Annotated in this window: 25 protein-coding genes; 2 read left to right on the top strand and 23 right to left on the bottom strand. The window is 70.2% G+C overall.

Going from position 1 to position 24713, the window contains the following annotated elements; all coding sequences use genetic code 11:
- Positions 1 to 21 precede the first annotated feature (21 nt).
- From chvE to ytfQ, 14 genes are all read right to left on the bottom strand, one after another.
- A complete protein-coding gene (gene chvE / locus BLO63_RS03780) occupies positions 22 to 1092 on the bottom strand; it encodes a multiple monosaccharide ABC transporter substrate-binding protein (protein ID WP_091436845.1) in 1071 nt (356 codons plus the stop codon).
- A 95-nt stretch (positions 1093 to 1187) separates the two neighbouring features.
- Complete coding sequence (locus BLO63_RS03775; protein ID WP_091436844.1) at positions 1188 to 1859, bottom strand: 2-dehydro-3-deoxy-6-phosphogalactonate aldolase; 672 nt, start codon at positions 1857 to 1859, stop codon at positions 1188 to 1190.
- Positions 1856 to 2782, bottom strand: a complete 927-nt coding sequence (locus BLO63_RS03770) for a 2-dehydro-3-deoxygalactonokinase (protein ID WP_091436843.1) — start codon at positions 2780 to 2782, stop codon at positions 1856 to 1858. Before BLO63_RS03770 ends, BLO63_RS03775 begins: the two co-directional genes overlap by 4 nt.
- Complete coding sequence (locus tag BLO63_RS03765; protein WP_091436842.1) at positions 2782 to 3690, bottom strand: SMP-30/gluconolactonase/LRE family protein; 909 nt, start codon at positions 3688 to 3690, stop codon at positions 2782 to 2784. Before BLO63_RS03765 ends, BLO63_RS03770 begins: the two co-directional genes overlap by 1 nt.
- A complete protein-coding gene (locus tag BLO63_RS03760; protein ID WP_091436841.1) occupies positions 3677 to 5497 on the bottom strand; it encodes an IlvD/Edd family dehydratase in 1821 nt (606 codons plus the stop codon). The genes BLO63_RS03765 and BLO63_RS03760 overlap by 14 nt, the downstream gene beginning before the upstream one ends.
- Positions 5498 to 5513: 16 nt before the next feature.
- Complete coding sequence (locus BLO63_RS03755) at positions 5514 to 6440, bottom strand: Gfo/Idh/MocA family protein (protein WP_091436840.1); 927 nt, start codon at positions 6438 to 6440, stop codon at positions 5514 to 5516.
- Positions 6440 to 8035 carry an aldehyde dehydrogenase (NADP(+)) gene (locus BLO63_RS03750; RefSeq protein WP_091436839.1) on the bottom strand — a complete coding sequence of 532 codons (1596 nt, stop codon included), beginning with the start codon at positions 8033 to 8035 and terminating at the stop codon, positions 6440 to 6442. Before BLO63_RS03750 ends, BLO63_RS03755 begins: the two co-directional genes overlap by 1 nt.
- 5 nt (positions 8036 to 8040) lie before the next feature.
- Complete coding sequence (locus BLO63_RS03745) at positions 8041 to 8973, bottom strand: dihydrodipicolinate synthase family protein (protein WP_091436838.1); 933 nt, start codon at positions 8971 to 8973, stop codon at positions 8041 to 8043.
- Positions 8974 to 8981: 8 nt separating this feature from the next.
- A complete protein-coding gene (locus BLO63_RS03740) occupies positions 8982 to 10730 on the bottom strand; it encodes an IlvD/Edd family dehydratase (RefSeq protein ID WP_091436837.1) in 1749 nt (582 codons plus the stop codon).
- Positions 10731 to 10742: 12 nt separating this feature from the next.
- The gene (locus BLO63_RS03735) at positions 10743 to 11477 is read right to left on the bottom strand and encodes a FadR/GntR family transcriptional regulator (protein WP_018391104.1); all 735 of its coding nucleotides are present in this window, start codon (positions 11475 to 11477) and stop codon (positions 10743 to 10745) included.
- On the bottom strand, positions 11474 to 12466 hold the full coding sequence (yjfF, locus tag BLO63_RS03730; protein ID WP_091436836.1) for a galactofuranose ABC transporter, permease protein YjfF: 993 nt from the start codon (positions 12464 to 12466) through the stop codon (positions 11474 to 11476). Before yjfF ends, BLO63_RS03735 begins: the two co-directional genes overlap by 4 nt.
- Positions 12463 to 13473 (bottom strand): ABC transporter permease, encoded by a 1011-nt coding sequence (locus BLO63_RS03725; protein ID WP_091436835.1) that lies wholly within the window; start codon positions 13471 to 13473, stop codon positions 12463 to 12465. The genes yjfF and BLO63_RS03725 overlap by 4 nt, the downstream gene beginning before the upstream one ends.
- Before the next feature lie 11 nt (positions 13474 to 13484).
- The gene (locus BLO63_RS03720) at positions 13485 to 15020 is read right to left on the bottom strand and encodes a sugar ABC transporter ATP-binding protein (protein ID WP_091436834.1); all 1536 of its coding nucleotides are present in this window, start codon (positions 15018 to 15020) and stop codon (positions 13485 to 13487) included.
- A 100-nt stretch (positions 15021 to 15120) separates the two neighbouring features.
- Complete coding sequence (gene ytfQ, locus BLO63_RS03715) at positions 15121 to 16086, bottom strand: galactofuranose ABC transporter, galactofuranose-binding protein YtfQ (RefSeq protein WP_091436833.1); 966 nt, start codon at positions 16084 to 16086, stop codon at positions 15121 to 15123.
- Positions 16087 to 16314: 228 nt separating this feature from the next.
- On the opposite strand from ytfQ, the gene BLO63_RS03710 reads away from it, so the two are divergent.
- A complete protein-coding gene (locus BLO63_RS03710) occupies positions 16315 to 16755 on the top strand; it encodes a hypothetical protein (protein WP_244517589.1) in 441 nt (146 codons plus the stop codon).
- A 61-nt stretch (positions 16756 to 16816) separates the two neighbouring features.
- Here the strand turns inward: BLO63_RS03710 and BLO63_RS03705 are convergent, their stop codons facing one another.
- A complete protein-coding gene (locus tag BLO63_RS03705; protein ID WP_091436832.1) occupies positions 16817 to 17104 on the bottom strand; it encodes a DUF1488 family protein in 288 nt (95 codons plus the stop codon).
- A gap of 152 nt (positions 17105 to 17256) precedes the next feature.
- Between BLO63_RS03705 and BLO63_RS03700 the strand changes: the two genes are divergently transcribed.
- Positions 17257 to 17532, top strand: coding sequence for a hypothetical protein (locus tag BLO63_RS03700; RefSeq protein ID WP_244517587.1), 276 nt, complete (start codon positions 17257 to 17259; stop codon positions 17530 to 17532).
- A 2-nt stretch (positions 17533 to 17534) separates the two neighbouring features.
- On the opposite strand, the gene BLO63_RS03695 is transcribed toward BLO63_RS03700, so the two are convergent.
- From BLO63_RS03695 to BLO63_RS03660, 8 genes are read right to left on the bottom strand one after another with little or no spacing between them, the layout of a single operon-like run.
- The gene (locus BLO63_RS03695; RefSeq protein ID WP_244517586.1) at positions 17535 to 18593 is read right to left on the bottom strand and encodes a YncE family protein; all 1059 of its coding nucleotides are present in this window, start codon (positions 18591 to 18593) and stop codon (positions 17535 to 17537) included.
- 53 nt (positions 18594 to 18646) lie between these two features.
- Entirely contained in the window at positions 18647 to 19174 is a 528-nt protein-coding gene (locus BLO63_RS03690; RefSeq protein WP_091436829.1) for an SRPBCC family protein, read from the bottom strand.
- Positions 19175 to 19186: 12 nt separating this feature from the next.
- Positions 19187 to 20191, bottom strand: coding sequence for a vWA domain-containing protein (locus BLO63_RS03685; protein WP_091436828.1), 1005 nt, complete (start codon positions 20189 to 20191; stop codon positions 19187 to 19189).
- The gene (locus BLO63_RS03680; protein ID WP_091436827.1) at positions 20188 to 20748 is read right to left on the bottom strand and encodes a hypothetical protein; all 561 of its coding nucleotides are present in this window, start codon (positions 20746 to 20748) and stop codon (positions 20188 to 20190) included. Before BLO63_RS03680 ends, BLO63_RS03685 begins: the two co-directional genes overlap by 4 nt.
- Positions 20745 to 21818: a vWA domain-containing protein gene (locus tag BLO63_RS03675; protein WP_091436826.1), complete on the bottom strand. Its 1074-nt coding sequence runs from the start codon at positions 21816 to 21818 to the stop codon at positions 20745 to 20747. Before BLO63_RS03675 ends, BLO63_RS03680 begins: the two co-directional genes overlap by 4 nt.
- On the bottom strand, positions 21815 to 22753 hold the full coding sequence (locus BLO63_RS03670; RefSeq protein ID WP_091436825.1) for a nonribosomal peptide synthetase MxaA: 939 nt from the start codon (positions 22751 to 22753) through the stop codon (positions 21815 to 21817). Before BLO63_RS03670 ends, BLO63_RS03675 begins: the two co-directional genes overlap by 4 nt.
- Positions 22754 to 23638, bottom strand: a complete 885-nt coding sequence (locus BLO63_RS03665) for a DUF58 domain-containing protein (RefSeq protein ID WP_091436824.1) — start codon at positions 23636 to 23638, stop codon at positions 22754 to 22756.
- On the bottom strand, positions 23635 to 24666 hold the full coding sequence (locus BLO63_RS03660; RefSeq protein WP_091436823.1) for an AAA family ATPase: 1032 nt from the start codon (positions 24664 to 24666) through the stop codon (positions 23635 to 23637). Before BLO63_RS03660 ends, BLO63_RS03665 begins: the two co-directional genes overlap by 4 nt.
- Between the last annotated feature and the right edge of the window lie 47 nt (positions 24667 to 24713).

Raw genomic sequence — 24713 nt, 5'->3', positions numbered from 1 at the left:
GATCGGCGGGTGCGGATAGGGTCAGTTGATCTCGCCCGGCTTGTAGTAGCCGGAGCCGATGAGCACGGCTTCCCAATTGTCCTTGTCGACCACGACCGGCTTCAGCAGGTAGGACGGCACGACCTTGACGCCATTATTGTAGGTCTTGGTGTCGTTGACCGTGACTTCCTTGCCGCTGAGCGAGGCGTCGACCATGTCGGCCGTCACCTTGGCCAGCTCGCGCGTGTCCTTGAAGATGGTCGAGTACTGCTCGCCGGCGAGGATCGACTTCATCGACGGCACTTCGGCGTCCTGGCCGGTGACGACGGGCATCTTCATCTTGCCCGAGCCATAGCCGACGCCCTTGAGCGAGGACAGGATGCCGATCGACAGCCCGTCATAGGGCGAGAGCACGCCATTGAGGGTCTTGTCGGAGTAGTAGGCGCTGAGCAAATTGTCCATGCGGGCCTGGGCGGTGGCGCCGTCCCAGCGCAGGGTCGAGACCTTGTCCATGCCCATCTGGCCGGAAGCGACCTTGAGCGTGCCGTTGTCGATCAGCGGCTTCAGCACCGACATGGCGCCGTCATAGAAGAAATAGGCGTTGTTATCGTCCGGCGAGCCGCCGAACAGCTCGATGTTGAACGGGCCCTTGTTCTCGGGATAGCCGAGGCCCTTGAGCAGCGACTGCGCCTGCAGCACGCCGACCTGGAAATTGTCGAAGGTCGCGTAATAGTCGACATTCGGCGTCTCGCGGATCAGGCGGTCATAGGCGATGACCTTGATGCCCTTGTCATGCGCCTGCTTCAGCACGTCCGACAGGGTGGTGCCGTCGATCGAGGCGATGACAAGCACCTTGGCGCCCTTGGTCACCATGTTCTCGATCTGCGAGAGCTGGTTCGGGATGTCGTCCTCGGCATATTGCAGGTCGGTGGTGTAGCCGCGCTCCTGCAGCACCTTCACCATGTTGTCGCCATCGGCGATCCAGCGGGCGGAGGACTTGGTGGGCATGGCGATGCCGACCGTGCCCTTGTCCGCCGCCGAGGCGGGGAGGGCGAGGGCCAGCGCGCCGAGCGCGAAGGCGGTAGCGGAGAAAAGCGTCGTCAGGCGTTTCATCGTCAGCTCCTTGAGCGTTTCACGTTTCGTCTTTGCAGCGGTCGCCTTTGGCGTTCCGGGTTCTTGGCGGGGACTCCCGCGCGAGGGCGCGCGCCTCACTGGGCGGCGTGCCGTGTCTCGATGGGTGGAAAGGCGGCGTCATAGGCGGCGACCACCGCGCGTGCCTTCGCCCGCACCTCGGCGGCGGTGGCGCCGGGCCGGTAGAGGCTGGAGCCGAGGCCGAAGGTGCGGATGCCGACGGCCGCATAGGCGGCGAATTCGCTCTCGCCGACCCCGCCGACCGCGCCGATCACCGTGCCCGGCGGCAGCACCACAGAAATCGCCTGGATGATCGAGGGGCCGAGCAGATTGGCCGGAAAGAACTTGAGCCCCGACGCCCCCGCCTTCACCGCCGCCAGCGCTTCGGTGGGGGTCAGCACGCCGGGCATCGTCACCATGCCGTGGGCGCCGGCGCGAGCGATCACCACCGCGTGGACATTCGGGCTCACCATCAGCCGGCCGCCGGCATAGTTGAGCAGATCGACCTCCTCCACTGTGAGCACCGTGCCGGCGCCGATCAGCACGCCCTTTGGGGCGAGGCGGGCGGCGGCCTCGATCGAGACGAAGGGGTCCGGCGAGTTGAGCGGGATCTCGATCGCCTCCAGCCCTTCCTCGATCAGCGCGGCGACGATGGCCTCCGCCTCGTCCGGGCGGATGCCGCGCAGGATGGCGACCAGCCCGCGCCGCATCGGCGGCCAGGGGATGTGGGAAGAGGAGGGGCCGGTCATGCGCAGGTCCTTTCCAGCCGGAAGGCGGTGACGGCGGCAGCGTGCAGCCCGGCCCGCACGCACTCCTCGGCGTCATGCGTGGTGATGTCCGCGACGCCGGCCAGCGCCAGCGCCACCTGGTAGAGCGCCGCCGCCGGGCCGGAGGCGATGAGCGCGACCGGCCCCCGGCCGCCGAACCGCGCCGCGCCCGCCAGTTCCGTGCCGAGCAGCAGGCCGGACAGCCGCGCCAGCGCCGCCTGCGGGCCCTCGCCCTCCAGCAGCCAGGCGGCGCGCAGGCGAAACAGCTGGTTGCCGAGCATCTCAGGCGCGGCAAGGCCGTCCTTCACGCCCTGGGCGAAGGCGTCCGAGGCGGGGTCCACCATTGCCGCGCCCTCCACGGCCGGGACAAGGATCGAGGCGCTGCGCAGCAGATGGAACAGCTCGCCGGTCATGAAGGTGGCGAAGCCGCTCACCTCGCCGCCCTCGACCCGGACCCATTTGGAATGGGTGCCCGGCAGGCAGGCGAGCCCCTTGAAGCCGTCGCGGATCAGCGGCAGCAGCTGGGTTTCCTCGCCGCGCATCACGTCGGCGCCCGCCGCGCCGCGCTGGGCGATGCCGGGCAGGATGCGGATGAGCCGCCGCGCGGAGGGCACATGCGCGGCCTTCTCCGTCAGACCGTCGAGCCCGGCGGGGGTGGCGACATAGGCCGCCTCCACCCAGCCGGCGCGCGAGCCGACCATGCCGCACATCATGACCGGCACGCTCTCGGGAAGGGCCAGCGCCGCGAGATGGGATTCCAGCACCGTCTCGAAGCCCTCGGCGCCCGAGGCGGCAAGCCCCTGCGGGCTGCGCCGCTCGGCCAGCACGGCGCCGGCGCGGTCGAGCGCCCACAAGCGGAAGCTCGACGTGCCCCAGTCGACGACGATGTGGGAGACGCCAGCCATCACAGCCCCCCGAGCCGGACGCGCGGCTCGGCGCGGCCGGTTACGCCGATGTCGAGAAGGAAGGTGCGGCCATGTTCCGGGTCCGCCGCGCGGGCGTCCGCATCCATATGCTCCCAGGCCGAGGTGACGAGCACGCGGTCAAACCCCTTGCCGACGAAGACCGGGCAGCTGGTCTGAAGGGCCGGGGTGGGAACGCTGCGGACGAGATCGCCGGCCGGGGAATAGGCATTGAGCCGCGCCCCGCCCCAGATGGCGCACCAGATCAGCCCCTCGGCATCGGTGACGGCGCCATCCAGCCCGCCTTCGCCGCCGTGCCGGTGCAGAAGGGTGGGGGCTTCTAGCGGCAGGCCGGAACCGGGATCGAGCCGCACCCGGTAGAGTTCGCCAATGGCGGTATCGGCGAAATAGCCGAGCGTTCCATCGGGCGAAAAGCAGATGGCGTTGGGAATGGTGACGGCGGGGAAAAGCGGGATGACCGCCCCGGCATGGAAGGCATAGACGGTGCCGGCGCCGGTCTCCGCGTTGCGGCCCATGGTGCTGAACCAGAAGGTGCCGGAGGGGTGGACGCGGGCATCGTTGGAGCGGGTGCCTGACGTGTCGGCCTCCACAGTGGCGAGCGTTTCCAGCCGGCCGCTGGCGATGTCGCGCAGCATCAGCCCGCTTTCGGTGACGAGCAGCTGGCGCTCGGCATCGACCATGGCCAGCGCGCTGGCCATGACCGGCAGCGCGTGCACGGTGATCGCGCCCGTGGCGAGCCGCGCCTCGTAAAGGCGCTTCTCCACGATGTCGAACCACCAGGCGGTGTCGCTGGCGGCGTCATAGGCCGGGCCCTCGCCGAGATGGCAGCGCTCGGCGCAGATGAGGGTGACGGAGGCCGTCTCGGGGGTGGGCGCGCTAATGGTTGTCACGCGGCATCCCCTTGGTCTGGGCGATGCGCTGGTAGCGCACGGCCCCTTCCAGCACGGCGCCGGTTTCCAGCTGGCCGACCAGCCCGCGCTGGATTTCCTGCCAGGGGGTCTGGCTGGCGGGGTAGGCATAGCCGCCCGCGGCCTCCAGCTCGGCGCGGCGGCGGGCAAGCTCCTCCTCCGGCACCAGCATGTTGGCGCTGTTGCGCTTCAAATCGATGCGCACGCGGTCGCCGGTGCGCAGCAAGGCGAGGCCGCCGCCGACCGCCGCCTCGGGCGAAGCGTTGAGGATGGAGGGCGAGCCTGAGGTGCCGGACTGTCGGCCATCGCCGATGCAGGGCAGGGCATGGACGCCGGCCTTGATGAGGTAATCCGGCGCCCGCATGTTCACCACTTCCGCCGCGCCGGGATAGCCGACCGGGCCGGCGCCGCGCATGAACAGGATGCACATGTCGTCAATCGCCAGCGCCGGGTCGTCGATGCGGGCGTGGTAGTCCTCCGGCCCGTCGAACACGATGGCGCGGCCCTCGAAGGCGTCCGGGTCGTCGGGGTTGGAGAGGTAGCGGACGCGGAATTCGGCGCTGATCACGCTCATCTTCATGATGGCGGAGGAGAACAGGTTACCGCGCAGCACGCGGAAGCCGGCATTCGCCTTCAGCGGCTGGTCATAGGGGCGGATCACCGCCTCGTCCTCGATGCGGGCGCCGCCGCAGTTGGCGCCGAGGGTGCGGCCATTGGCGGTGAGCGCGTCCTCGGCGATCAGGCCTTGGCCCATCAGCTGGTTCACCACCGCCGGCACGCCGCCGGCATGGTAATAATCCTCGCCGAGATATTCCCCGGCCGGCTGCAGGTTCACCAGCAGCGGCACATGCTCGCCATAGGTCTGCCAGTCGTCGATGGACAGCTCCACCCCGACATGGCGGGCCAGCGCGTTGAGATGGATCGGCGCATTGGTCGAGCCGCCAATGGCCGAATTCACCCGGATGGCGTTGAGGAAGGCGTCGCGGGTGAGGATGTCGGAGGGCTTGAGGTCTTCATGCACCATCTCGACGATGCGCAGGCCGGTGCGGTAGGCGATTTCCTGCCGGTCGCGATAGGGCGCGGGGATGGCGGCAGAACCGGGCAGCTGCATGCCCAGCGCCTCGGCGAGCGAGTTCATCGTCGTCGCCGTGCCCATGGTGTTGCAGTAGCCGGTGGAGGGGGCGGAGGACGCCACCAGCTTGACGAAGCCGGCATGGTCGATCTCGCCGGCCGCCAGCAATTCGCGCGCTTTCCAGACGATGGTGCCGGAGCCGGTGCGCTCGCCCTTGTACCAGCCGTTCAGCATCGGCCCGACCGAGAGGGCGATGGCGGGAATGTTCACGGTCGCCGCCGCCATCAGCAGGGCCGGGGTAGTCTTGTCGCAGCCGATGGTGAGCACCACGCCGTCGAGCGGGTAGCCGTACAGAACCTCGACCAGGCCGAGATAGGCGAGGTTGCGGTCGAGCCCGGCGGTGGGGCGCTTGCCGGTCTCCTGGATCGGATGCACCGGGAATTCGATGGCGATGCCGCCGGCCTCGCGAATGCCGTCGCGGGTGCGCTTGGCCAGCTCAAGGTGGTGGCGGTTGCAGGGCGAGAGGTCCGAGCCGGTCTGGGCGATGCCGATGATCGGCCGCCCGCTCTGCAGCTCCTCCTGGCTCAGGCCGAAATTGAGGTAGCGCTCGAGATAGAGCGCGGTCATGTCGATATTGTCGGGGTTATCGAACCAGGCGCGGGACCGCAGGGGCCGGTCGCGAAGGGGTGCGTCGCTCTTGCTGGCTTTGCCGTCCATGCGTGTCTCCTCAGGCTCAGTCGTGGAACGGCGCAACGTCGACGCGGCGGCCCAGCAGGAAGGCGTCGGCGACCAGCTGCAGCGGGGCGAGGTCGACATCCGACCGTCCCGCTTCAACAAGCGCGACGAAGTGCTTGTAGATGTTCCTGTATTCGGCCTCCGGCTGGGCGCTCAGCACCTGCCCGTCCAGCGTCAGCCTTGCCCCGCCCTGCGAGAGCAGCAGCGTGCCCCGGTCGGTTTCAACCGCGATGTCCCAGCTCTGCGGGCCGGTCTGCAGGAAATCGAGATCGGCCTCTACCTTCAGCCCGGCCGCATCCGCCAGATCCACCGTGGCGGCGATGGGGGCGGCGCAATTGGAAGGAAAGGCCAGTTCCGCCCCGGTCACGAAAACCGGGCGCGGCAGGATGGCGGTGAGGATCGACAGCGCGTTGATGGCAGGATCGAACACGCCGAGCCCGCCGGGCTCCCAGATCCAGCGCTGGCCGGGATGCCAGACGCGGACATCTTCCTTCCAGGTGATCGTCACCGCGCGGGCCGGCACTTCGCTGAGGAAGGCGCGGGCCGGCTCCACCGCCGGGGCGAAGCGCGAATGCCAGGTGGCGAACAGGGTACGGCTGGAGGCCTGCGCCGCCGCGACCAGCGGGCCGAGTTCGCTCACCGTGGCGCCGGGCGGCTTCTCCAGCAGCACATGCTTGCCCGCGTTCAAGGCCTGCGCCGCGAGGTCGTGGCGGCCCTGCGGCGGGGTGCACAGCGCCACCGCGTCGATCGCCTCGCCGCTCGCCAGCAGATCGGCCAGCGTGGCGAAATGGGCGACGCCGTCGAGGCTGGCATTGCGGCTGGCCACCGCCACGAGTTCGATGCCCTCTGTCGCGGCGATGGCGGGAAGGTGCTGGTCGCGGGCGATCTTGCCGAGGCCGACCAGGGCGAGACGGATCGGGCTCATCACTGCGCCTCCCCGGTGCGTACGGGCGTGCCGTCGACGAGGCGGGGCAGGCCGAGCGGGTTTTTCGTCCGCAGCACGGCGGGCAGCAGCGCCTCCGGCAGATCCTGGTAGCAGACCGGGCGCAGGAAGCGGCGTATGGCGAGCGTGCCGACCGAGGTCGAGCGCGGGTCCGACGTCGCCGGGAATGGCCCGCCATGCACCATGGCGTGGCAGACTTCCACACCGGTCGGCCAGCCATTGGCGAGGATGCGGCCGGCCTTGTCTTCCAGCACCGGCAGCAGGGCGGCGGCGAGGAGGTGGTCGGCGGGATCGAGATGCAGCGTCGCGGTGAGCTGGCCCTCCAGCCCGCCGGCCACCGCCCGCATCTCGTCGGCATTGGCGCAGCGGATCACCACAGACGAGGCGCCGAACACTTCATGCGACAGCACCGGCTCGCGCAGGAAGGCGGCCGCCTCAGTGACGAACAGCGCCGGCCGGCAGGCATTGGCGCCGCCCTCCGCGCCGTGGGCGACCTCGGTGACGTCAGCGCTGCCCTCCAGCGCGGCGACGCCCTTGGCATAGGCGCCGGCAATGCCCGGGGTGAGCATGGTCGCGGCCGGGGCGGCGGCCACCGCCGTGGCGGCGCTGGCGATGAAGCGGTCCAGCGCCGCGCCGCTGAGGGCGATGACCAGGCCGGGATTGGTGCAGAACTGGCCGGCGCCCATGGTCAGCGAGCCGACGAAGCCGGTGGCCAGCGCCTCGGCCCGCGCCTCCAGCGCGGCGGGCAGCAGGAAAACGGGGTTGATGCTGCTCATCTCGGCAAAGACCGGGATAGGCTCGGGCCGGTTGGCGGCGATGCGGCACAAAGCCAGCCCCCCGGCGCGCGAGCCGGTGAAGCCCACCGCCTTGACGCGGGGATCGGCCACCAGCGCGCCGCCCAGCTCATGCGCGGTGCCGGTGAGCAGCGAGAACACGCCCTCCGGCAGCCCGGCCTCGCGGACCGCCGCGCGGATGGCGCGGCCGACCAGTTCCGAGGTGCCGGGATGGGCAGGGTGGCCCTTGACGATGACCGGGCAGCCCGCCGCCAGCGCCGAGGCGGTGTCGCCGCCCGCCACCGAGAAGGCGAGGGGGAAGTTCGAGGCGCCGAACACTGCCACCGGGCCGATGCCGATATGGCGCAGGCGCAGATCGGCGCGCGGCAGCGGCGTGCGGGCGGGCAGCGGGCTGTCGAGGCGCGGCTCGTCCGCCCCGCCGGCCCGAACCCAGCTGGCGAACAGACGCAGCTGGCCCATTGTGCGGGCCCGCTCGCCGGTGAGCCGGGCGACGGGCAGGCCGGTCTCGCGCGCGGCACGGGCGATCAGCGCGTCGCCCAGCGCCTCGATATTGGCGGCGATGGCGTCGAGAAAGGCGGCACGCGCCTCCGGCGTGGTGGCGCGGTAGAGCGGGAAGGCGGCAGCGGCGAGCGCCGCCGCTTCCGCCACCTCGGCCGGTCCGGCCTCGGTGAAGGCGGGCTCCAGCTCGATGCCGGTGGCGGGATCGACGGCACGAAAGGTCGCGGCGCCGGCGAGGTCGCGGGAGCCGAGAAGGGTAGCGCCGGTGAGTTCGGTCATGGCCATAGCGCTCACTTACCCCACCTCAGTACCATAGGGTCAAGCCGACGCGCGAGCTCGATCAGCCCGGCGCGGGTGGCGGGGTGGACCGGCGGCAGCGGCGCGCGCAGCGTGTCATGCTTGATGACCCCGCCCTCCTGCATCAGGATCTTCGCCGTGGCGAAGCCGGCCTGGCGGTTCTCGTAATTGATCAGCGGCAGCCAGCGCTGATAGGCGTCGAGCGCCGCCTCGCGATTCCCCGCGAAATAGGGGTCGATGATCTCACGGATGCCGTCGGGAAAGCCGCCGCCGGTCATGGCGCCGGTGGCCCCCGCATCGAGATCGGCCATCAGGGTGATCGCCTCCTCGCCGTCCCACGGGCCGATGATGGCATCGCCGCCGGCCTCGATCAGCGCCCGCAGCTTGTTCGCCGCCTGCGGCACCTCGATCTTGAAATAGGCGAGGTTCTCGATCTCGCTTGCCATTTTGGCCAGGAACGGCACGGAGAGCGGCGTGCCGGCGACGGGCGCGTCCTGCACCATGATCGGGATGTCGATGGCGTCGGACACCGCCTTGTAGAACGCATAGATGGAGGCTTCCGGCACGCGGAAGGTCGCGCCGTGATAGGGCGGCATCACCATCACCATCGCCGCCCCCGCCTCCTGCGCGCGCTTCGAGCGCTCGGCGCAGATATGGGTGGCGAAATGGGTGGTGGTGACGATAACAGGCACCCGGCCCGCCACATGTTCCAGCACCGTGGTCATGACAAGATCGCGCTCGTCATCGGCCAGCACGAACTGCTCGGAGAAATTGGCGAGGATGCACAGGCCGTGCGAGCCGGCATCGATCATGAAGTCGATGCAGCGCTTCTGGCCGTCGAGATCGAGCCGGCCTTCGGCGTCGAACACGGTCGGGGCGACCGGGAACACGCCCTTATACGGGCCGGCGGCGGAAAGGCGGGTCATCCTGTACCTCAGTGATTGTCGCGGGGAACGGGCGAACCCGAACGCCCGACCAGAAAGTCGAAATCGGCGCCGCGGTCGGCCTGCAGCACGTGGTCGATGTAGAGACGCTGATAGCCGCGCGTGGCGTGCGGGGCGGGGGCCACCCAGGCGGCGCGGCGGGCGGCCATTTCCTCCTCGCTCACATGCAGGTGCAGCGAGCGGGCGGGCACGTCGAGCGTGATCAGGTCGCCGTTGCGCACCAATGCCAGCGGGCCGCCGGCGGTCGCCTCGGGGGCGACGTGGAGCACCACGGTGCCATAGGCGGTGCCGGACATGCGGGCATCGGAAATGCGGATCATGTCGCGCACGCCCTCGCGCAGCAGCTTGGCGGGAAGGGGCATGTTGCCGACCTCGGCCATGCCGGGATAGCCCTTCGGGCCGCAATGCTTCAGCACCATGATGCAGGAGGCGTCGATATCCAGCGCCTCGTCGTTCACCGCGTGATGCATCTCCTCGACGCTCTCGAACACCACGGCGCGGCCGGTGTGCACCATCAGTTCCGGCGAGGCGGCGGAGGGCTTGATGACGGCACCATCCGGCGCGAGGTTGCCGGTGAGAATGGCGATGCCGGCCTCCGGCTTGAACGGCGTTTCGAACGGCGTGATGACCTCGGCGTTCCAGTTCGGCGCCGTGGCGACATTCTCCCAGATCGTCCGCCCATTGGCGGTGACGGCGTCCTTGTTCAGCAGGCCGCGCTCGCCCAGCGCCCGCAGCACCGCCGGCAGGCCGCCGGCATAGTAGAAATCCTCCATCAGGAAACGGCCCGACGGCATCAGGTCGACAAGGCAGTGAATGTCGCGGCCGAGCCGGTCGAAATCCGCCAGCGTGAGGTCGACACCGACGCGGCCGGCGAGGGCGAGCAGATGCACCACCGCATTGGTCGAGCCGCCAATGGCGGCTAGCGCCCGGATGGCGTTCTCGAAGGCTTCCCGCGTCAGGATGTCGGAGGGCTTCAGGTCCTCATGCACCATGTCGACGATGCGCCGACCGGCCATGCGGGCCAGCAAATTGCGGCGGGCGTCGACGGCGGGAATGGCGGCGTTCTCCGGCAGGCCGATGCCGAGCGCTTCCACCATCGAGGCCATGGTGGAGGCGGTGCCCATGGTCATGCAGGAGCCCGACGAGCGGTTCATGCCCGCTTCCGCCTCGTGGAACTCGGCCATGGTGATCTCGCCGGCGCGCAGCTGCTCGCTCATCGAGATGATGTTGGTGCCCGAGCCGATGATCTGGCCGCGGTAATTGCCGCGCAGCTGCGGCCCGCCGGAGACGCCGATGGCCGGCAGGTCGGCGGAAGCCGCGCCCATCAGCAGCGCCGGCGTGGTCTTGTCGCAGCCCATCAGCAGCACCACGCCGTCGAGCGGGTGGGCGCGGATCGCCTCTTCCACATCCATCGAGGCGAGGTTGCGGAACAGCATGGCGGTGGGACGCATCGTCACCTCGCCGAGCGAGGAGACCGGAAACTCCAGCGGATAGCCGCCCGCGTCCAGCACGCCGCGCCGCACATGTTCGGCGAGGTCGCGGAAATGGATGTTGCAGGGGGTCAGTTCCGACCAGGTGTTGCAGATGCCGATCACCGGGCGGCCGTCGAAACGGTCCTGCGGCTGGCCGGAATTCTTCAGGAAGGAGCGGTAATAGAACCCCATCTTGTCCTGCCGGCCGAACCAGGCCTGGCTACGCAAAGGCTTCTTGTTGTCGTTGGTCGATCCGTCATCGCTCATGTCGGCACCTGGTCAGCCGGCCGCGCCGTGGCGGCGCAGGCCGTTGAAAATCACATTGGTCATGGCGGCGGCCGCCGCTTCCGCGTCGGCATCGGCGATGGCCTCGACGATGCGCTCATGGGCGGCGACCGCGATGTCGTGCTCGCGCGCGTCGCCCGGGGCGGAGAGCACGAAGGAGGCGCGCAGCGCCGCCTCGATGACCGCGCCGATCGAGCGCATGAACGGGTTTCCCGAGGCGGTGGCGACCGCCACATGCAGCGTCAGGTCGGCCTCGGCGAAGCTCTCCGAGGCGCCGGGCTGGTCCTTCATCCGCGCCACCGCCTGGCGCATCAGCGCGAGGTCGTCGGCGCTGCGCCGCTCGGCCGCCAGCGCGGCGGCGCGCGGCTCCACCGCGAGGCGGATCTCGGAGAGATCGCGCAGGAAGCGCTTGTCGATGCCGGCGTCGAGATGCCAGGCCAGCACATCGGCGTCGAACATGTTCCAGGCGGCGCGCTCGCGCACCACCGTGCCGACCCGCGCTTTGGTGGAGAGCAGGCCCTTGGCCACCAGCGTCTTCACGCTCTCGCGCAGCACCGGCCGCGAGACGCCGAAGATCAGCGTTAGCTCCGCATCGCCCGGCAGCTTGGCGCCCTCGCCATAGCGGCCGGCGATGATGTCGATGCCGATGGTGCGCGCCACTTCCGCATGGTTGGAATGCGAGCGCCGGGCCGGGATGACGATGATCTGCGAGGCGTTGGGCGCGCTCATGGATGAACTCCGGCCGGGGCGCGCCGGGAGCGGCGGGCGAGGTGCAATGTGAGCTGCTGGAATGCGATGAAGGCGAACAGCAGCAGCCCGGTGGCGATCTTCGCCCACCAGCTCGACAGCATGCCGTCGAAGCTGATGTAGGTCTGGATCAGCCCCTGGATCATCACACCGAGGAAGGAGCCGAAGATGAAGCCGTAGCCGCCCGAGAGCAGCGTGCCGCCGATCACCACCGCGGCAATGGCGTCCAGCTCGACGCCCACCGCCGAGAGCGAATAGCCCGACGAGGTGTAGAGCGAGAACACGATGCCCGCGAGGCCGGCGAGCACGCTGGAGAGGGTGTAGATCAGCACCGTGGTGCGGGCGACATTGATGCCCATCAGCCCGGTGGCGGTGCGCGAGCCGCCCAGCGCATAGACATTGGCACCGAAGCGGGTGAGGTGCAGCAGCACCATGCCGCCGACCACCACGACCAGCATGATCATCGCCGGCACGGTGAGGCGCGCCCCGCCGTCGAAGCGGAAGGCATGGTCGGACAGGTGGGCGTAGAGATCGGCGGTGATCGGCAGCGATTCCGTCGACAGGAGGAAGCTCACCCCGCGCGCCAGGAACATGCCGGCCAGGGTGACGATGAAGGGGGGCAGCTCGAAATACTGGATGATCGCCCCCATGCCCGCGCCGAAGGCGGCGCAGATGACGAGGATCAGCACGAAGGCAGCGAGCGGCGGCACGCCCCAGCGCTCGATGGCGAGAGCCAGGAACACGGTGGTGAAGCCGATGACCGAGCCGACCGAGAGGTCGATGCCGCCTGAGATGATGACGAAGGTCATGCCCACCGCGACAATGACCAGGAAGGCATTGTCGGTCAGCAGGTTCATCACCACCCGCAGCGAGGCGAAATTGGGGTAGATCAGCGAACAGACCACGAAGCCGGCAAGGAATACCGCAGCCGTGGCGAGCACCGGCGACAGCCGGCTCAGGGAACGGATCATCGGCGCTTGCCTCCCGATTTCGAGCGGCTGAACAGCACGCCGAGCCCGGCGAGATGGCCACCGAGGCGCGGCGACTGGGCGAGCAGCACGGTGAGCACCACCACCGCCTTCACCACCAGATTGGTCTCGGGCGGAAAGCCGGAGAGCAGGATGCCGGTGTTCATCGCCTGGATGATGAAGGCGCCGACCACGGCGAGAAGAATCGAGAACCGCCCGCCGAACAGCGAGGTGCCGCCAATCACCACGGCGAGGATGGCGTCGAGCTCCAGCCACAGCCCGGCATTGTTGGCGTCGGCGCCGAGAATGTCGGCGCTGGCGACGATGCCGGCCAGCGCCGCGCACAGGCCGCTCCAGACATAGACCGCGACCGTGATGAGCCGTGTGCCGATGCCCGCCAGCGCGCTGGCGCGGGGATTGCCGCCCGTCGCCTCGATCATCAGGCCGAGCGCGGTGCCACGCACCAGCAGCAGCGTCAGCGCCATCATGCCGAGCGTCAGCACCACGGGCGTCGGCAGGCCGAGCACCGAGCCGCCGCCGAGAAAGGCGAGATCGGGCGAGGTGAAGGTGACGATCCGCCCCTCGGTGATCAGCTGGGCGATGCCGCGGCCGGCGACCATCAGGATCAGCGTCGCGACAATGGGCTGGATGCCGAGCACGGCGACCAGCAGCCCGTTCCACAGCCCGCAGAGCAGGCCGGCGCCGAGCGCCGCCGCCAGCACCACTGGCAGAGAATGGCTGTCGGCGAGGCTGGCGGCGATGGCGCCGCAGATCGCCATCACAGCGCCAACGGAGAGGTCGATGCCGCGCATGGCGATGACAAGCACCATGCCGATGGACAACAGCGCCACCGGCGCGCCGCGGTTGAACACGTCGATCAGGCTGCCGAACAGCCGCCCGTCCTGCACCCTTATGTCGAAGAACTGCGGCGAGACGATCCAGTTGGCGACCAGGATGAGCCCCAGCGCGACGATCTGCGCGGTGCCGATGCGGGGAAGACGCACTGCCATGGCCCGCCCCCTCACGCCGCCGCCAGCGATGCCGGCGCATCAGCGATGGTGGCGAGAATGGTCGACACCTCGATCTCAGCCCCGCTCAGCCGGGCGACATGGGCGCGGTCGCGCAGCACCACGACCTCGTCGGCATAGGTGACGAGCTCTTCCAGCTCGGAGGAGACGACGAGCAGCGCCATGCCCTCGCGGCAGAGGTCGCGGATCAACCCGATGATCTCGGCATGGGCGCCGACATCAATGCCGCGCGTCGGCTCGTCGAGGATCAGCAGCCGCGGGGCGGTGGCGAGCCAGCGCGCCAGCAGCACCTTCTGCTGGTTGCCGCCGGAGAGCAGGCCGACCGGGCGCTCGGGATCAGGCGGGCGGATGTCGAGCAGGCCGATGAACTTCGCCGCCAGCGCGTCCTGCTCACGGCGGGAGAGCGGGGAGAGGGCGCCGCGCCGGGCCTGCAGCGCCAGCGCGATGTTCTCGCGCACGGTGAGCTCGGCGACGATGCCCTCGGTCTTGCGCTCCTCCGGGCAATAGCCGAAGCCGAGCGCCATCGCCTCGCGCGGCGAGCCGATCGACACGGCGCGACCGGCGACCTCCACCGCGCCGCAATCGGCGCGGTCGGCGCCGAAGACCAGCCGCACCGTCTCCGTCCGCCCGGAACCCAGAAGCCCGGCGAGGCCGACGACATGGCCGGCGCGCAAGGTGAGGTCGAAGGGGGCGATGGTGCCCGCCTTGCCGACCCCGCGGAAGCGGGCGACATCGGCCGGTGCCTCGCCCTCGCTCGCGGGCGGGCGCCGCGACGTCGCCTCGCTCAGCTCGCGCCCCAGCATCAGGCGCACGAGGTCGAGGCGGGGGAGCTCGTCCACCGGCGCGCTGCCGGCGAGGCGGCCATTGCGCAGCACGGTGATGCGGTCGCAGATGGCGTAGACCTGATCGAGGAAATGGGTGACGAAGACGATGCCGATGCCGCGCGCGCTGAGCTGGCGCATGACGGCGAACAGCACCTCCACCTCATGGGCGTCGAGGCTGGCGGTGGGCTCGTCGAGAATGAGCACGCGCGCCGACTGGTCGACCGCGCGGGCGATGGCGACGATGTGCTGGACGGCGACGGAATAGCTTTCCAGCGGCGCGCTCACATCAATGGCAAGGCCGAATTCGCTGAGCAGCGCGCGGGCGCGCCGGCGCATCTCGCCCTCGCGCACCAGCCCGAACCGGGTCGGCTGGCGGCCGAGGAAAAGGTTCTGCGCCACCGAGAGATTGGGCGCGAGATTGACCTCCTGGTAGACCGTGGCAATGCCGGCCCGGACCGCTTCCTCGGCCGAGCGGGGGGCGATCTCGACGCCGTCGAGCCGCAGCGAGCCGGCATCGCGCTGGACGACGCCGGTCATTGCCTTGATGAGCGTCGATTTGCCGGCGCCGTTCTCGCCCAGCAGGGCGTGGATCTCGCCGGCCCGCAGGCTGAAGTCGACGCGGTCGAGCGCCTTGAAGCCGGCGAAGGACTTGGAGAAGCCGGCAAGCGCCAGAAGCGGCGGCGGGAACGTTTCGGTGGCGTGCATGACGGCCTCGGAAGCGGCGGGAAAGCGGCGCGAGCCGGCCGGAGGACGAGCCGGCTCGCGCGGGGCAGGGGCTGCGGGCGAGGACCGCAGCCGCGCCCTCTCAGTAACCGAGGTCCTTCTTGGATTCGTAGACCGCCATCGGGTTGTCGGCCTGGGTGTAGAGCTTCGATTCCGTCTGGATCCACTTCGGCGGCACGGTGCCCTTTTCCTTGAAGGCGATGATCGCGTCGAAGGCGGGACCGGCCATGTTCGGGGTGAGCTCCACCGTCGCGTTGGCTTCGCCGGCCGCCATGGCCTTGAAGATGTCGGGCACGGCGTCGATCGAGACGGTGAGCACCTCGGTGCCCGGCTTCAGCCCGGCTTCCTTCATCGCCTGGATGGCGCCGACCATCATGTCGTCATTATGGGCGTAGACGGCGCAGATGTTCTTGCCGCCGCCTTCGGCCTTGATGAAGCTCTCCATCACTTCCTTGCCCTTGGCGCGGGTGAAGTCGCCGGTCTGGCTGCGCACGATCTTGACGTTGGAAGCGCCGGCGATGCCGTCCTCGAAGCCCTTCTTGCGGTTGGTGGCGACGGACGCGCCGACCGTGCCCTGAAGCTCCACCACATTGCAGGGCTTGCCGGCGACGGTCTTCACCAGCCACTCGCCGGCGACCTTGCCTTCATGCACGCTGTCGGAGGTGACGGCGGTCAGGTACAGGTCCTTGCCGGCGGGGTCGATGTCGCGGTCGAGCAGCACGACCGGGATCTTGGCCTCCTGCGCTTCCTTCAGCACCGAATCCCAGCCGGTGGCGACGACGGGCGCGAGGAAGATCGCATCCACGCCCTGGGCCACGAAGGAGCGGATCGCCTTGATCTGGTTCTCCTGCTTCTGCTGGGCGTCGGCGATCTTGAAAGTAATGTTCCGCTTCGCGGCCTCGGCCTTGGAAACGGTGGTCTCGGCAGCGCGCCAGCCCGATTCCGAGCCGATCTGCGAAAAGCCGATGGTCATGTCGGCGGCCTGCGCGCCGAACGAGAACAGCGCGCCGGAAACGGCGGACGCAAGCAGCAATGCCCTGAGATTCATTGGCGTTTCTCCCGTGAGATGTCGCCGTCGCGCCACTTGCGGGTGCTTTCCGGCGGGGAATCTATGCCACAGTCTGGAAGGGCTGACTAGTCATACTGTTTGACTTTTTAAACCTCTTCCACCGAGGCGCCGCCGCGCGCGGGAAACAGGGCGGGAAGGCCGGTCGGGGAACGAGTGGTTGGCCGGGAAGTTCTTCCCGCAGCCAAAACCCTGGCAGGAGGAACGCCAATGACAACCACTCGGAAAACCGCCACCGCACTCGCCCTCGGTGCCGCGCTAAGCCTCGCGGCCGGCAGCGCCCTGGCCGGGCCGTGCACCGACCGCCTCGCGCAGGTGGAGAAGAAGGTCGCCGCCACCGATGCCGGATCGGGGCCGACCCAGCTGCCGGCGGCCGGCACCACCACCCCCGATACGGCCACGCCCCGCGCCGGCGAGGCGCCCGGCACCGGCGGCACCGCCGGCATGAACGAGACGCTGGCCGGCAAGGCGGCGTCGCCCGCCGATGTCCGCGCCCAGACCTCGGGCCAGAAGACGGCGGCGGAGGGCGGCGCCTCCACCGCCGACGAGCTCTCGAACGCCCTTGCGCGCGCCCGCCAGGCCGATGCGAGCGGCGACGCCGCCGCCTGCGGCACGGCGCTGGACCAGGCGGAAAAGCTCATTGATGGCTAACGCCGCGCAGAAAACCCCGCCACCCGGGAAAGGGTGGCGGGGCGCGCTTCTGGACGGGGCCTCAGGCCACCGGCCCCTCCAGCACGTCCTGCGCGTCGAGGGTGAGCGGCCGCTCGTCAGTGCTGGCCTTTTCCATCTTGCGAAGGGCCGCCGCCTCGATCAGCAGCCGGTGCTGCTCGAACCGGGCCATGCGGTCGGCGCGGCTGTCCAGCGGGCTGTTCTCCAGCCTTTCGAGCGCATCCCAGCCGACGAGGCATTCGACGATGTCCTCGTCGCCCCGGAAGAAGAAGCGGATGGCTTTGCGGTCGTTGATGTCCTCGGGCGGCTTGGCCGAATGATGCAGCGTCATGATCACCTCCTTGATCTCGGGACTAACCCGCGATGGCTGCGGAAGTTCGGCCGGGGGCGCGAAGTGTCATGCCGGCGTCAAAGGTCGGTCATCATGAGCGCACATTGCCACTGCATGTCCGACCATCCTCGTTCGAGGTGTGGAGCGCGGCAATGATAACGGCATTCGAGGTGATACGACGGATCGCCGAGGCGGTGCAGCCCCGTCTGGGCCGCATCGACGCGCAGGAGGTCGGCATCTATCCGGTCGAGGCGCGCGGCGACGAGCCCAACTGGACCGCGCGGATCGCCCGGCAGGCCGGCGGCGGGCACGCCTACAAGCAATGGCGGCTGGATCAGCTGCGCGCGGCCATCGAGGCGGTTCAGCGTGAAATGCCGCGGATCGACTGGGGCGGACAGGACAGCCACGCCAACCCACGCGGCGGCTAGCTCTAGTGCCCGCCCATCGGCAGGGCCACCAGATTGCGCGGGCTGTTGCCGACCGTGATCCGGCCGAGGATCGCGCGAGCCTCGATATCGATCACCACCACCTCGTCCTCGGCCCAGTCGACCGCCGCCGCGCGGCTGGGCGACACCACCGTAATGCCTTCCGGAAAGGTGCCGAGCCTTGGCTGCGCCGGCGCCAGAGTGAGCGTCTCGGCATCGACGAGGGCGAGCTTGCCGCTCTGCTGGTTGCTGACCAGCACCGTGCGCCCGTCCGGCGTCACCGCCACCCCATAGGGCATGAGCCCGACCTTCGGGCGGGCGATCTCGCGCGGCGCGGCGTCGGTCGCGATCACCGAGAGGTCGCCGCTCTGCACATTGGCGACATAGAGCCGATCCCCGCCCGGTGACAGCGCCAGCGCGAAGGGCGCCCGCCCGACCGGCACGGTGGCGATGCGATCCATATCGGCCAGGCGCACCACGCTGACCTGATCGCTCTCGCGATCGGCGACATAGGCAAGGCCGGCTTTCTCATCCACCACCAGCCCGGCCGGGGCGTGGCCGACCGCGACGCGGCCAGTTTCGGCGCCGGTGGCAGCGTCGAGCCGGATCAGCGCATTTGCGCTCCAGTCGCTGACCAGAAGGTCGCGGCCATCCGCGCTCACCGCGATGCCGAACGGCTCCAGCCCGACCTTGAAGGTCGCGGTCACGGTGCGGGAGGCGAGGTCGATGCGGCTGACCCGGCTGAGGTCGGGATGGGTGACATAGACGCGCGCCCCGTCCGGGCTGGCGGCAAGGCCGGCGGGAACGGCGGCGAGGCCGATCACCGCCCGCACCTCACGCGCGTCGATGTCGACCAGCGACAGCTGCGCCGCCTTCTGCGACACCACGGCGACCAGCGGCGCGGGCGTGTCCGCCGGTGCCGGCTGCGAAGCGGCGAGCGGAGCGAGGGCGAGCAGCGCGAGAGCGAGCAGCGCGAGAGCGAGCAGCGCGAGAGCGAGGCGCGCCAGAGCGAGGCGCACTAGTGCCTTGCGCGCCCGCATGAACGGGGGGAGGGCGGCGCTCACCGCGCCGTCTCCCGACCCCACATGCGCGCCCGCCCCGCCGCTCGCTTGGCCACTCACTTGCCCGTCACCTTGGCCTGCAACCCCTTCAGCCCCTGCTGGATGAAGTCGGTCATCGCGGCGATGGCGGCCGCGTCGTTGCGGTCTTCCGGCGGCTCATTGGTGGTGTCGGCGCGGTAGAAGCGGGCGCCCCAGCTGACTTCGCTGCCGGCGCCATCCGGCTTCACCTCGATGGTCTGGGTATAGAAACTGACCGGGATCGCCTCGGCATTCTCCGTCAGCAGGCGGTAGGAGAGGCGGTAGGCGGCGGGATCGACCTCGTCCAGCCCTTCCTTGATCTCGCCCTTCTCCAGCGTCAGCACCCGCTCGGCGCCGGCCGCGTCGCCGCCGGTCGCCTCCACCTTCTTCACCATCGGATGCCACTCGCCAATGCCGCCGAAGCGGGACAGCACCGCCCATACCGCTTCCGGCGGGGCGGCGATCACCAGCGTCTCATCGGCGCGCTGGGGCGTCGGTCCATGGGCGAGGGCCAGGGCAGGGGCCAGCAGCAGCAAGCCGAGCGCGAGCGCAAGTCGTTGAAGCATCGTCTTTTTCCTTTATCGAGTGGGAAGTCGCTCGGGTCGCCGTGAGGTGGTGGCGCCGAGCCCGAACAGCAGCGCTAGGCAGAACAGCGCCAGCGCGGCGGGGATGGCGGCGGTGTCGAGACGCATCTCGACCGGCCGGGGCCTTGTGTCGGCCTCGACGGCGGCGAGGAGCCCGCTTTCATTGCCGAGCGCGATGTAGCCAAGCCCGGTCTGGGCGGCGAGCGCGCGCAGATGTTCCTCGCGCAGGGCGCTCAGATGCTCGGTGCCGGTGGCCGGCTCGCCGCCCCAGGGGGCGTTGCGCGGATTCCAGCCGGCGCGCGAGGCGGCATCCTCCGGCGGCGGCCCCATGCGGTTTTCCTGCGGCACGTCTTCCTCGGCATAGAAGCCGGTCTCGCGCCCGTCCTGATCGAATTTCGGGATCGGCGAGGGGTCGACGCCGCCGATGCCGACCAGCAGCCCGGCGACCTCGCCCGGCTCGCCCTCGAAGGCCGGCAGGGCGCCGCCGGGCAGGGGAGGGGCTTCATGCCCGTCGGTCATGAAGATGAGATCGGCCTTCAGGCTGGCGGCCATGGCGAGGCCGGAATGGACGCCGCGCGCGACATAGCTGTCGCCCTCCCAGGCCATGCGCCAGTCGAGATCGTCGATCGAGCCGGCAATGGCGGCGAAGTTCTCGCACACCTCGGCCGGCTCGAAGAGCAGGAAGCTGCGGCGCTCTGTGAAGATCGCGAGGCCCAGCCGCGAGCCGCAGGGCAGGCCGGCCAGAATATCGCGGGCGCTGCGCTTGGCGGCGTCGAGACGGGTGGCCGGCGCCCCCTGGCTCTGCGCGTCGCGCACATTCATGCTGCCGGTGACGTCGATCACCAGCAGCGCCTCGCGCACATTGCCGGTCTGGACGATGCGCGGGGCGAACAGCGCGGCGACGATGGCGAGCAGCGCCGCCAGCAGCAGCCAGAACCGCCAGTCGCGTCGCGGACCGCTGCCCATTCGCCCGCTCCCCTCGCCGGCCGCCGTGCTCATGGCAGCCCCCTCGGCAGGCCGGGCAGGTCGGTCCACAGCTTCTTCACCGCGTCGGGCGGAAGCTCCTCGCCCTCAAGGTCGATCTGCGGAAAATCGCGCACCAGCCGCATGGCGATGTCGAGATTGTACTTGCCGTCCCAGAAGCCGGGAGCGAGCACCAGCGCGCGGCGGTAATTGTCCTTGGCGAGCCGCACCAAGGGGATCGCCGGGTCGATCCGGTTCGATTCAAGATGGTTGAAGGCGACCCGGAGCCGGGCATTGGCAATGTCGTACAGGGCGGCGACCGCAAGGTCCCGGTCCTCGCCGGCGGCGAGCCGGTTGAGCAGCGGCTGCGCCTCGTCCAGCCGGTCGCGGGTGATGAGGAAATGCAGCCGGGCGAACAGCAGCGCCGGCGGGTCCTCGGCGCTGATCGCAAGATCATGGCCGGCGGCGAGCGAGGCGATCAGGCCGTTGTCGCGCTCGACCACGAACAGCCGCGCGGCCAGCCAGGCGGCGGCGAGCAGGCTGGCGACCAGCAGGGCAAAGGTGGCGGTGAGCGCCAGGCGCCGTGTCCTCATGCCGCTCTCCTCAGGTCGATGGCGTCGGTGCCCTCCTTGGCGCCCCGTCCGGCGGGACGCAGCTGCCGCTCGGCCAGCTTGGCCGCGAGCAGCAGGGCGGTGGCGAGGGCGGCGACGAAAAAGGCGGGGCGAACCAGATCGCGGCGCGGAATGCGTTCGACATAGCGGATCGGCCGCGTCTCCTGCCGGTCGATCTCGGTGATCGCCTGCGCCACCGCCTGCGGGCTGGTCGCCTCGAAGGCGCGGTAGGGCACGCCGAGGCTCTGCAGGAACAGATGCAGATGGCGCTCGGGATTGGCCTGGGCGGAATCGTCGCCGGAAGCCGGCACGTCGTAAATGCCCTGGGCGCCGCGCGAGCGCAGGAACAGCCAGTAGAGATGCACCGGCGTGCGCGCGGCGGCGTCGCGCAGCGCCTCCTGCACCCGCCGGTCGATTAGCGCCGCGCCGTCGGACACCAGCAGCACCGCCCGCGAGGACTCATCCGTATCGTCGGCGAAATAGGAGAAGGCCAGCGCCAGCCCGCGCCCGACATCGGTGAAGGCAAGGCCCGGCCGGTCGATGGCGTCGATCGCCGCGTCCACCACCTCGTGATGGTCGGTCAGCGGCAGCACCGGCATCGGCGAGGTGGAAAAGGCGGCCACCGCGATGCGGTCATGCGGGCGGCGGGCGACGAATTCCGCCAGCAGCCGCTTGGCGGCGGCCGACTTCGATTCCTGGTCGCCGGTCGGTGCGCGGTCGGCGAAACTGTTGTCCATGCTGGAGGAGCGGTCGAGCAGCAGCACCAGATGGGCGCCGGTGCCCTCGCGCTCGACGCTCTGCTCGCGCCGGTGCAGGCCGGCAAGCCCCAGCACCAGCGCAATGATCGCCACCGCGCCGGCCAGCCGCAGGCCGGCGCCCACCGCAACCGACAGCGGATCGTCCGGGATCAGGCGGGTCGAGGCGATGCCGCGCCGGCGGAAGGCCGAGGCCACCAGCGGCAGCAGCGCGAGGACAAGCAGCGCCAGCACGGCGGGTTGATCGACGCCCCAGCCGCGCGTCAGCCCGTCCCAGAAGGCGCTGGCGGCGTTCATGCCGTGCCCCGCTCGACGGCGCGCAGCCGGCGCGACAGCGCCACCAGTTCCTCCGGCGGCAGCTCCCGCTGTGCCCCGGCGGGATCGGCGCCGAAGAACGCCCGGCGGGAGGCCTCGAACAGGCGCCGCACTTCAGCCTCTGCCGCCCGGAAGGCGGCATGCCGCTCGAAGAAGCCCGGCAGGTCCTCGGCGAAGACGCCCTTGCCGTCGGTGGCGTCAAAGGCGCGGTGCAGCGCCTGCAGCGCGCGGGCATAGCGCGAGGCCGCCAGCGTCGGATCGCCCGGCGCGGTGGCGAGCGTCGACGGGATCGCCCGCGCCGCCCGGGCGAAGGGCCGCGAGCACCGCCGGCCGAAGGGGCCCCAGCCCATCTGCCAGGCGAGCAGAAGCAGCGCCAGCAGGGCCACGCCGAGCGCGAGAGCAAGCCCGCGAATGAGCGGGGTCGTGGGCAGCGGGCGCGGTGCGATATCGGGCCGCAGCTGCATCGCCGGGCCCGGCCCGGTGGCGACGATCTCGCGCAGCGGCGACATCAGGAACGACCAGGCCGGCACCTCGACCGGCACCCGCCGCTCGCCCTCGATGGCGAACAGCGCCACGGCGGGAATGGTCAGCCGGCGCGGCTCCAGCGGGGCATAGAAGGTCTGGTAGACCAGATCGAGCGTGTAGCGGTGCACGCCGTCGCGCACGCCATGGTCCTCAAGCCGCGCCTCGCGCAGGTCGAGCCAGTAATTGAGCGCCCGTGGCGGCGGCAGCGAGGCGGGGTCGAGCACGAAGGGCGCGTCCAGCGCGATCTCGGCGGTGAGGGTAAGCGTGTCGCCGATGACATGGCCGAAGGCGCGCGGCGCGTACAGCTCCACCGCCCGCAGCTGCGCCAGGGCAGGGGAGACGGTCAGCACCAGCAGAACCAGCGTGGCAAGGATGCGCGCGCGCCACCCCATTCAGCCCTCCATCAGTCGTTGGGCCAGCGCGTCCGTATCGAGCGCGTCCTTGAGATCGACCGGGCGCAGGCCACGGCGGGTGAACAGCGCCGCCAGCGCCGCCTGCCGCTCACGCGCCGCGCGCAGCCAGCGCGTCCGCAGGCCGGGGCGCATGAACACCAGCCGGGCGGCGCCGGTCTCCAGATCCCCGAGCTCAATCAGCCCCCACCGCGGCAGGCCCTCTTCCACCGCGCCGTCGCGCACCACCACCGGGATGACATCGTGCCGCCACAGCGCGTCGAGCAGGCGTTCGATCTCGGCCACGGGCATCAGGAAATCCGACACCAGGAACACCAGCGAGCGGCGGCCCGGCAGGCGCCCGGCGGCCTCGAACAGGCCGCTCGCGCCGGTGCCGCGCGGCTTTGCGGCGATGAGGCACGCGCGCACCTCCTCCTCCAGCCCGCGCCGGCGCGACAGCGGCAGGCTCGCCGCCTCGTTCACCCCGGCATCGCAGCCGAACAGCACGAAATTGTCGCCCGAGCGCACGGCGGAGAGCGCCAGCAGCGCGCACAGATCCGCCACCCGTCCCGCCACCGCCTCGCCAAAGCGCATCGAGCCGGACAGATCGACCAGCGTCGCCACCGGCACCGAACGGCGCGGCGCGAACTGGCGCACATGCAGCTCGCCATGGGGATCGCGCAGCGAGACGCGCAGGTCGATACGGCGCGGATCGGGCTGGCGCAGCAGCGAGACATGCCGGCGGAACTCGCCCTCCGAGCCCTCGCCGCGCCCGGGATGGGCGCCGGGGAAGATGCCCTCGGGCCGCCAGCGCAGGCGATAGGGCAGAGGCCGCAGGTCGACGGGCCGCACCTCGGGAGACGGATGGGCGCCGGCGGGCGGCTTCATGGCGCCGGCACTCGCTCGAACACGCCGGCGATGAGGGCGGCGACGATCGGCTCGCGCCGCATCTCATAGACCGGATCGATGAAGATGCGGTGCGCCATCACCTCGGGGAACACGGCGCGCAGATCCTCCGGCACCACCATGTCGCGCCCTTCGATCCAGGCGCGGACGCGGGCGGCGCGCACGAGATAGCTCATGCCGCGCGGGCTGGCGCCGCCCTGCACCAGCCGGTTGATGTCGACGCCGTCAATCGAAAGGCCCAGCGCCTGCGGCCGGCGCACCCCATCCCAGAGCGCCAGCGTATAGGCCTCCAGCGCCGGGCTGGCCTGCACGCCGATCTGGATGGCGCGCGCCACGGTGCCGAGCGCCTCCGGGTCGAGCACGCCGCTCTCGACATCCATCAGCAGCGCATCGACATCATGGAAGCGCGGATCGAACACCAGGCTGCGGCGGGCCTCGTCGGCCTGCGGCATCACCACCTGCACCTCCATCAGGAAGCGGTCGCGGGCGGCGGCGGGCAGTTCGAACGTCTCCTCGCGCTCCACCCGGTTGCGATCGGCGAAGACCTGCACATGCGGGAAGCGGTATTCGCGGTTGAAGGCCGAGACCGAGCGCTCCGCCATCAGCCGCAGCAGCAGCGCGTGCACCTGCGGGCGGGCGCGGTTGATCTCGTTGAAGAAGAAGATGGACAGGTCCTCGCCCTGCCGCAGCAGCGGGCCGGGATCGATGCGGGGCTTTCCATCCTCGCCGAGATGGGCGTGGTAGACGAGATCGCCCGGCATCAGGTCGATCGTGCCCTCGATGCGCTCGAAAGCCCCGCCAATGGCCCGGGCCATCGCCCGCAGCAGCGTGGTCTTGCCGACGCCGACATCGCCTTCCAGCAGCACATGGCCACGGGCGAAGGTGGCGATCGTCAGCAGGCGGATCACCCGCTCCTGACCCAGCACGACCTTGCCGATCTCGCGTTCGAAACGCAGCGCATGGCCATGCCAGTCCGACAGCACGGAGTCGGGATCGCGGACGAGATGCATCGGGAAGCCTTTCAGGCGGCCGGGCGCAGGGGCCGCATGTGCCGGAA

It is taken from the genome of Ancylobacter rudongensis (assembly GCF_900100155.1).
In the GTDB taxonomy this organism is placed as follows: domain Bacteria; phylum Pseudomonadota; class Alphaproteobacteria; order Rhizobiales; family Xanthobacteraceae; genus Ancylobacter; species Ancylobacter rudongensis.
This window is presented reverse-complemented; position numbering and strand designations above follow the sequence as displayed.

Coding starts and splice junctions, on each gene's coding strand:
- chvE (WP_091436845.1), bottom strand. CDS start 1,092: ATGAAACGCCTGACGACGCTTTTCTCCGCTACCGCCTTCGCGCTCGGC.
- BLO63_RS03775 (WP_091436844.1), bottom strand. CDS start 1,859: ATGACCGGCCCCTCCTCTTCCCACATCCCCTGGCCGCCGATGCGGCGC.
- BLO63_RS03770 (WP_091436843.1), bottom strand. CDS start 2,782: ATGGCTGGCGTCTCCCACATCGTCGTCGACTGGGGCACGTCGAGCTTC.
- BLO63_RS03760 (WP_091436841.1), bottom strand. CDS start 5,497: ATGGACGGCAAAGCCAGCAAGAGCGACGCACCCCTTCGCGACCGGCCC.
- BLO63_RS03755 (WP_091436840.1), bottom strand. CDS start 6,440: ATGAGCCCGATCCGTCTCGCCCTGGTCGGCCTCGGCAAGATCGCCCGC.
- BLO63_RS03750 (WP_091436839.1), bottom strand. CDS start 8,035: ATGGCCATGACCGAACTCACCGGCGCTACCCTTCTCGGCTCCCGCGAC.
- BLO63_RS03745 (WP_091436838.1), bottom strand. CDS start 8,973: ATGACCCGCCTTTCCGCCGCCGGCCCGTATAAGGGCGTGTTCCCGGTC.
- BLO63_RS03740 (WP_091436837.1), bottom strand. CDS start 10,730: ATGAGCGATGACGGATCGACCAACGACAACAAGAAGCCTTTGCGTAGC.
- BLO63_RS03735 (WP_018391104.1), bottom strand. CDS start 11,477: ATGAGCGCGCCCAACGCCTCGCAGATCATCGTCATCCCGGCCCGGCGC.
- yjfF (WP_091436836.1), bottom strand. CDS start 12,466: ATGATCCGTTCCCTGAGCCGGCTGTCGCCGGTGCTCGCCACGGCTGCG.
- BLO63_RS03725 (WP_091436835.1), bottom strand. CDS start 13,473: ATGGCAGTGCGTCTTCCCCGCATCGGCACCGCGCAGATCGTCGCGCTG.
- BLO63_RS03720 (WP_091436834.1), bottom strand. CDS start 15,020: ATGCACGCCACCGAAACGTTCCCGCCGCCGCTTCTGGCGCTTGCCGGC.
- ytfQ (WP_091436833.1), bottom strand. CDS start 16,086: ATGAATCTCAGGGCATTGCTGCTTGCGTCCGCCGTTTCCGGCGCGCTG.
- BLO63_RS03710 (WP_244517589.1), top strand. CDS start 16,315: ATGACAACCACTCGGAAAACCGCCACCGCACTCGCCCTCGGTGCCGCG.
- BLO63_RS03705 (WP_091436832.1), bottom strand. CDS start 17,104: ATGACGCTGCATCATTCGGCCAAGCCGCCCGAGGACATCAACGACCGC.
- BLO63_RS03700 (WP_244517587.1), top strand. CDS start 17,257: ATGATAACGGCATTCGAGGTGATACGACGGATCGCCGAGGCGGTGCAG.
- BLO63_RS03690 (WP_091436829.1), bottom strand. CDS start 19,174: ATGCTTCAACGACTTGCGCTCGCGCTCGGCTTGCTGCTGCTGGCCCCT.
- BLO63_RS03685 (WP_091436828.1), bottom strand. CDS start 20,191: ATGAGCACGGCGGCCGGCGAGGGGAGCGGGCGAATGGGCAGCGGTCCG.
- BLO63_RS03680 (WP_091436827.1), bottom strand. CDS start 20,748: ATGAGGACACGGCGCCTGGCGCTCACCGCCACCTTTGCCCTGCTGGTC.
- BLO63_RS03675 (WP_091436826.1), bottom strand. CDS start 21,818: ATGAACGCCGCCAGCGCCTTCTGGGACGGGCTGACGCGCGGCTGGGGC.
- BLO63_RS03670 (WP_091436825.1), bottom strand. CDS start 22,753: ATGGGGTGGCGCGCGCGCATCCTTGCCACGCTGGTTCTGCTGGTGCTG.
- BLO63_RS03665 (WP_091436824.1), bottom strand. CDS start 23,638: ATGAAGCCGCCCGCCGGCGCCCATCCGTCTCCCGAGGTGCGGCCCGTC.
- BLO63_RS03660 (WP_091436823.1), bottom strand. CDS start 24,666: ATGCATCTCGTCCGCGATCCCGACTCCGTGCTGTCGGACTGGCATGGC.